Annotated in this window: 5 protein-coding genes; 2 read left to right on the plus strand and 3 right to left on the minus strand. The window is 41.2% G+C overall.

Going from position 1 to position 6,462, the window contains the following annotated elements; translation table 11 throughout:
- A partial coding sequence (locus ACRCJ0_RS08490; protein WP_431390174.1) for an insulinase family protein occupies nucleotides 1-2,439 on the minus strand: 2,439 nt, incomplete at its 3' end.
- Nucleotides 2,440-2,563: 124 nt separating this feature from the next.
- Here ACRCJ0_RS08490 and pgeF point away from each other — a divergent pair.
- Nucleotides 2,564-3,328: a peptidoglycan editing factor PgeF gene (pgeF, locus tag ACRCJ0_RS08495; RefSeq protein WP_431387636.1), complete on the plus strand. Its 765-nt coding sequence runs from the start codon at nucleotides 2,564-2,566 to the stop codon at nucleotides 3,326-3,328.
- A gap of 587 nt (nucleotides 3,329-3,915) precedes the next feature.
- Here pgeF and ACRCJ0_RS08500 read toward each other — a convergent pair.
- Nucleotides 3,916-4,407 (minus strand): cupin domain-containing protein, encoded by a 492-nt coding sequence (locus ACRCJ0_RS08500; RefSeq protein WP_417893828.1) that lies wholly within the window; start codon nucleotides 4,405-4,407, stop codon nucleotides 3,916-3,918.
- Between the two features lie 281 nt (nucleotides 4,408-4,688).
- Here ACRCJ0_RS08500 and ACRCJ0_RS08505 point away from each other — a divergent pair, with 281 nt between their 5' ends.
- Entirely contained in the window at nucleotides 4,689-5,480 is a 792-nt protein-coding gene (locus ACRCJ0_RS08505) for a formate/nitrite transporter family protein (protein ID WP_431390175.1), read from the plus strand.
- 213 nt (nucleotides 5,481-5,693) lie between these two features.
- Here the strand turns inward: ACRCJ0_RS08505 and manA are convergent.
- Nucleotides 5,694-6,462 (minus strand): mannose-6-phosphate isomerase, class I (gene manA, locus ACRCJ0_RS08510; RefSeq protein WP_431390176.1); only part of this gene is annotated, 769 nt, incomplete at its 5' end.

The raw sequence follows: 6,462 nt of genomic DNA on the forward strand, positions 1-6,462 counted from the left end.
ACCATTGTAGTCTTCAATTGGCACGCGACCACCTACGGATACGTATTGGACGTTACCATTTGTTTGAATGGCTTCGTGGTAGTTGTTGCCCGCTAAATCAAACTCAACAGATACGGGTTCAACGCTATCCGTCTGGTCAGCTTGATCGATAAACTGATCAACTTGTTCAAGTAATGTGGCTTTATCCGCTGCATCTGCTGTTAAACTAACTGTCAACATGCGAGGATCCCACATTTTGCCATTCACTTCAATCAATTTAGCAATAAAGTCATCTGCCTTGGTCGAGAAGTTTTCGATTAAGTCGGTCATGTGGTCATAGAATGATAGGCCTGAAATGACGTCTTCATACTTGGCTGCTTGTGAGTAGAATGAGCGTAGTCTAGAAATGGCTACGCGATGGCCAGCCCCTTCATACGACTGACTCATATTGAATTTCACCCGTTGTAAGACATTTAAAATCCGTGCCTTATCAGAAAAGTCAGTAAATTTCATCGTATCTTGTAATAGTTCAAAACCACGAGTAGAATGGTCACCAATCGCCGCAAATGATGACACCAAGACTGGCATATAATCATCTTGCGAACCTTCACGAATAAAGACTTTAGGTCGCATAGAAATTCCAGCAGTCGCCTTCATCATTTCAATGTCCATTTGACGATAATCATAATTTTCCGTGTTCAATAAACCTAATAAAATGGTCACATAATTCACATATGGCAAGTCTTCCGCTGCAATATGGTCTAATTTGTAAGCCATTTGTACATAGCGAATACCTGATGCGTCTTGTTCATGGAAAAGGACAGGTACCCCTTGTTGGCCGGTTAATGTTTCTTCGGCAATCGCTTGGGTTGTCCGTGGTACGTCAGAAATATCTAATTTCGGTAGGGCTTGACGGGCTTCTTCGGTATCAGGTGTGTCTTGGTAGACCCGCAAGGCTTGGTTTTCCTGAATTAATGCTTGAATGTCTTGGTCCGTCATTGCAGCTTTTTCAGCCGCTAACTTGGCTTCTAGTTGGTCGTCCTGTTCTTTGAATAAGCCAACTTTTGGTTGGTAAATACCGACTAAGCTGGCATCTGCCGCTAGCAAGTTGTCTTGAAGCCATTCTTCATAGAAGTCAGTGTCTAATTTCGCTCTTAAATCGTCGAAATATTTCGAAAAATGAAGGACTTCGGTCGGAGACATGCCATACCGCCATGCCATGGTCATTTGGATTTCATAGGTGATCCCCTTCATGGCACCACCGGCTTGACGGGCTGCGAATTCTCGGGTATTGATGACCCCTTCAAGTAGGTCCCGGTTAATTCCGTTGGCTACTAGGTCAGTTAGGGTTTCATTGATTACAGCAAGGGCTTTGTCTTTATTGGCTGGATTGAATTGTTTCAGGACCAGACCGAAATCTAGGTAGTAACCGTCTGACCCAATGGCTTCAACCTCTTCCGCTAGCCCGGCTTCGATAAGGGCTTGGCGAATTGGTGCAGCTTCAGATTCAATTAAAGCGTCGCTTAAAATATTGGCCACGTAATTATTGGTCAAGTCTGTAGATGCGCCTACATGGGTCATGTAGGTAAGGTAAGAATCATGTTCGGCTGTCTTGCGTTCATCAGCGTCATAAAAGGCCTGGTATTCAATGTAGCCATCCTTTGTTTCTGGCAAGTCAAATTGAACTTGCTGGTCATTAGTCAAGAATTCACTGAAGAAATCGCCGTTAATTTGACTCAAAGTACGGTCAATATCAATATCTCCGTAGACATAGGCTAAAGCATTGTCTGGACGGTAATGGTCCGCGTGGAATTGCTTAAAGTTTTCAAAAGTCAAGTCAGGAATGTCATAAGGATAGCCACCTGATTCGTGGGCATAGGTTGAGCCTGGGTGCATATTTGCCGTAACATCTTGCATAATAATACGTTCTGCATCTGAATATGCCCCGCGCATTTCATTGTAAACGACCCCGTTATAAACTATCGGCTCATCCTTGTCGAATAACTCTTTATGCCAACCTTCTTGGCGGAAAATATTTTCTTCACTGGTCATTTTAGGGAAGAAAACGGCGTCTAAATAAACATCCGTTAGGTTATGGAAGTCTTCTTCATTCATGGATGACACTGGGTAAATGGTCATATCTGAAAAGGTCATGGCATTTAGGAAGGTGTTCATTGACGTTTTCAACATGGTCATAAATGGATCTTTAGCTGGGTATTTACGTGATCCAGAAAGCACTGAGTGTTCCACGATATGCGCTACACCAGTCGAATCTTTTGGCGGTGTTTTAAAACCAATCCCAAACGAACGGTTTTGGTCGTCATTTTCAACCCAAATCACTTGGCCGCCAGATTGTTCGTGGGCAAAGGTATGGACTTGGGCGTTAGCATCTTGAATAAATTGACTGTCTACAAGGGTAAAACCATGCAATTGGTCCCCTTTTTTCAAGCTGGTTGTCATACAATTATCTCCTTATCGGTCATTTTCTTATTTCCCTATATTTTAACAGTTTTTTCGGGACTTTATTAGTCAGAGCGCTTGTTTGCTATAATAAGCGTAACTGAAAGCAGAAAGGATGAACCTTATGACGATCCAATTCTATGACACACCAGAAAATTTAATTGCTGGTACGACTTTAAAAGACACCAAGCAAGCCCTTAACGGCAATTTAGCCCTACATACTGGGGAAGATGCATCACTGGTTATCGCAAATCGACAAGATTTAGCGGAGGCATTACAGGTTGACGCCGACCAGTTCGTTTTCGCTAACCAGACCCATTCCAAAAAAGCTTACCATGTCACAGTTGGGGACCAGGGACGCGGTAGTCTGTCGACTGAGGATGCGGTGGATGATGTGGACGCCTTGTACACTTACGAAAGCGATGTGGTTGTCGGCGTCTTTACGGCAGATTGTGTGCCTGTAATTTTTTATGACGAAGATACTGGTTTAATTGGTGCCATCCATTCAGGCTGGAAAGGGACTGTTCAAGATATCGTGTCAGCCACTTTTGCACAAATCAAAAATGAAAACCCAAATATTTACATGGGTAACATCAAGGTTATTCTTGGTCCTTCGATTGCACAGAAATCTTTTGAAGTTGACCAAGATGTGGCGGACCAATTTAAGGCCCTTGGTTATGCGGATGACTTTGTGCAATGGGATGATGGACGCGGGAAGTATTTAGTGGATAATCAAGCAACGGTTGCAGAGCAATTAAAACGTGTTGGTATATTGGCAGACAATATTCGTTTGTCTGATCAAGATACTTTAGCAATGGTTGATGGTTTTTCATACCGCTTAGACAAAACACCTGGTAGACATTTCAACTTTATCACGAGAAAAAGGTAGCAGTATTTATACATTATGTAGTAATTTAGTAAGCATTCGGCTTCTGCTTTTTCCTATCATTGCCTTAAAAGCAGTAGGACTGTCTTCAGTCTCGGTCTGAAGACTTGTCTGGCGACACAATCTGTAAGGCGTACACGCCAAACAGATCGTTGTGGGCCATCCCTCCTTTTTACTGCTAAGGCATGCTAGGAAAGCGTCAGCCTTAGCTTTGATATTACAGATCTCATGACTTGGAATTTCTCATTAAATAATAATCCATAAATAAGGATTTTCAAGATTATTGAATATAAAATGTAGTCTTTGCTTAAGCTTATTCACCTATGGTCTATAAAATAGTTTGTATTGCCAAAAATATTTCTATGTCTATTTTCAAATATGGGCATTAAAAAACCAGCTGTTGGGAGTCAGCTGGTTTTTTGTAATCTTTCGTTTTGGGAGGAGAAAGATTTATGAAGAAAAGTTTGGTTTCTTTATTGGGTATGCTTAAATAATAAGCGATACCTTTGAAGAAATTTTGAAAATATCGGTCAAAATTGTGTTGATTTTGTGATGAATAAGTTACGAATCTCTTAAGCAGAGCAGAAATCCTAGTCTTCTAGGGTTAGTCGTTGAATAATATCTGCATAATCTGGATATTGATTCAGTAAATCTGATCGTTTGAATAGTTCAAAGTCATCGTATTCAAATCCTGGACTAACCATGCATGATACTAGTGAATAGCTATCCAATTCTTCAACACTTGACCCGAAAATCGTATTTTTAGGCACAACGGCTTGTAATACTTGGCCGTTTTCAACGTCTGTACCCAGGGTAATTTGCTGGTATTCTCCTTCAGGGGTAATCATATGCACCGTCAGTGGACTACCATAGTGATAATACCAAACTTCATCCGCTGTTAAACGGTGGAATCGTGACAGATTTGTTGAGGTTAATAGGAAATAGATGCTGGTATATAAGGCTCTTTCTGGCTGTTCTTCTAATTGGATACGTTGGTCAGATTTCAGCACTTGGTAGAAAAAGCCACCCTCTTCGTGTCCTTCCATTTTAAATTGATCAATCCAAATTGATTTATCTTTCATCGTCTTTACCTCGAGAGTATGTGCTTGTCTTAATAGTATAGTCTTTGTCAGTTTTTTGCACGGTTTTTTTGATATGAGTGTGAAAAATGCTTCAGATTTAAATAGAACAATTAAGTATATAATTTCGCGATTTTGTGAAAAAATTATCAAATATTCTGTTTTTTATCAGGTTAAAAAGGTAGATATGTCAATTCTAATCATATTAATCGCTATTTTATTGTATGCTAACCAAGTCAGAAAAATGATGGACTATGTTAAAAATGATTGCAAGGAGACAAGGTATGAGCGAGAAAAATGTTTCAACTTTCATGGATACAATCGATGGTGCCGTTGCCAAAAAGGTTGCCCTTTTTGCCCAATCAAAGATTAGGTACTTGTTACGAGCGATTTATGCGGGTATATTCTTAACCCTACCAACCGCCATAGGTATTTTGGTTTGGGATGTCCTTTCTGTAGACTATCCCGCTCTAGGTAAAATCAGCTACGCCCTCATATTTCCAATCGGTTTAGCCATGATTGTTTATTTAAACGGTGAATTGGCTACTTCAAATATGATGTATTTGTTCACGGGTGCTCATCGCCGGAAATTATCTTGGTCAAAAGCATTAACCATTATCTTTATTTGCACTTGCATGAACTTATTAGGGGCTGCTATTGTTGGTATACTCATTGGGCATTCTAGTATCGCACACTATTTTAATGCTGATTCTGCCATCATGACCATGATTAATGCGAAATTTGATAAAGACATTTGGACCTTATTCATAGACGGGATTCTCGCAAATATCTTCGTCAATATCACTATTATGGGGCAGATAAAAATGAAAGATGATAGTGGCCGCCTACTATTTATCACCGCCGTTATTTTCCTCTTTGTTTATGGTGGGTTAGAACATATTATTGCGAATTTCTCGCTAATGAGTCTCGCTTTCTTCTCAGGTAATGACCTGGATATAATGGCCGTGTTGATCAATTGGATCTTCGCCTTCATGGGCAATCTAGTAGGTGGCGGTGTTATCATGGGGCTAGGGTATAGCTTCCTGAATAGTGAAGATACCCCTTACCTAGACTAAGGCAAAATGCTTGCCGCCCCAACAGACTTGAACAGCAGATAATTGAATTCGACAATACTTTAATACAACAATAGACCAAGGGGTGAGCGATTCTGCGCTTATCCTTTGGTCTATTATTTTGGTGCTTTATTCAAATTTGACCTAAAAAAGAGGCTATGACGTCGTTTGTCATAACCTCTTTTGTGTCTAACTCTACTAGTAATATCGGGTTTCCTAAGATTCCTCAGCTACCATCAAACTGAATTGGCCTGTCAATGTAATTTCTCCTAGGCCACTTGGTAGGATAAAGGCATCTGCTGCTTTCACGTCCCAAGTCTTGTCGCCAACAGTAATTTGTCCTTGACCATCAAGGACTGTACACAATTGGTACTTGTCGGATAATTTGATGTGCAAGTTATCTTCGACTGTCCATTTTGCCACGGAGAAGTATTCATTGGTCCAAAATTCCTGGATAGACCCGCCTGGTAATTCAGTGATGTGCCCATCCGCTAGGGTATCCTGGTGCGGGAAAGTGGTGACATCCGCTGACTGTTGGATGTGTAGGTCGCGTTCATTACCGTTTGCGTCCTTACGTCCGTAGTCATAAACCCGGTAAGTTGTATTCGAACTTTGTTGGGTTTCAAGGATTAATACGCCGCCACCGATAGCATGGATAGTCCCTGCTGGCACGGCGAAGAAATCACCGGCATGAACGGGCACTTTTCGTAATAGTTGGTCCCACTCATTCTCTTCGACCATTTCTAGGAACTGCTCTTTGTTTTGGGCGTTATGGCCGTAGATTAAGTAAGCGCCAGGATCAGCGTCCATAATATACCAGCACTCCGTCTTTCCAAGGTCATTTTCATGGGCTAGTCCATAGGCATCATCCGGGTGTACTTGGACGGACAAGTCTTCCTTGGCATCAATGATTTTGATTAATAATGGAAAACGGTCAGTCGCTTCTCCCAAGAAGATTTCTGGGTGTTGTTGGTACAAGTCAGAG

It is taken from the genome of Aerococcus sp. L_32, from assembly GCF_050689315.1.

What these genes read in the sequence shown, in the direction of transcription:
- pgeF (WP_431387636.1), top strand. Translation starts at nt 2,564, where the DNA reads ATGACGATCCAATTCTATGACACACCAGAAAATTTAATTGCTGGTACG.
- ACRCJ0_RS08500 (WP_417893828.1), bottom strand. Translation starts at nt 4,407, where the DNA reads ATGAAAGATAAATCAATTTGGATTGATCAATTTAAAATGGAAGGACAC.
- ACRCJ0_RS08505 (WP_431390175.1), top strand. Translation starts at nt 4,689, where the DNA reads ATGAGCGAGAAAAATGTTTCAACTTTCATGGATACAATCGATGGTGCC.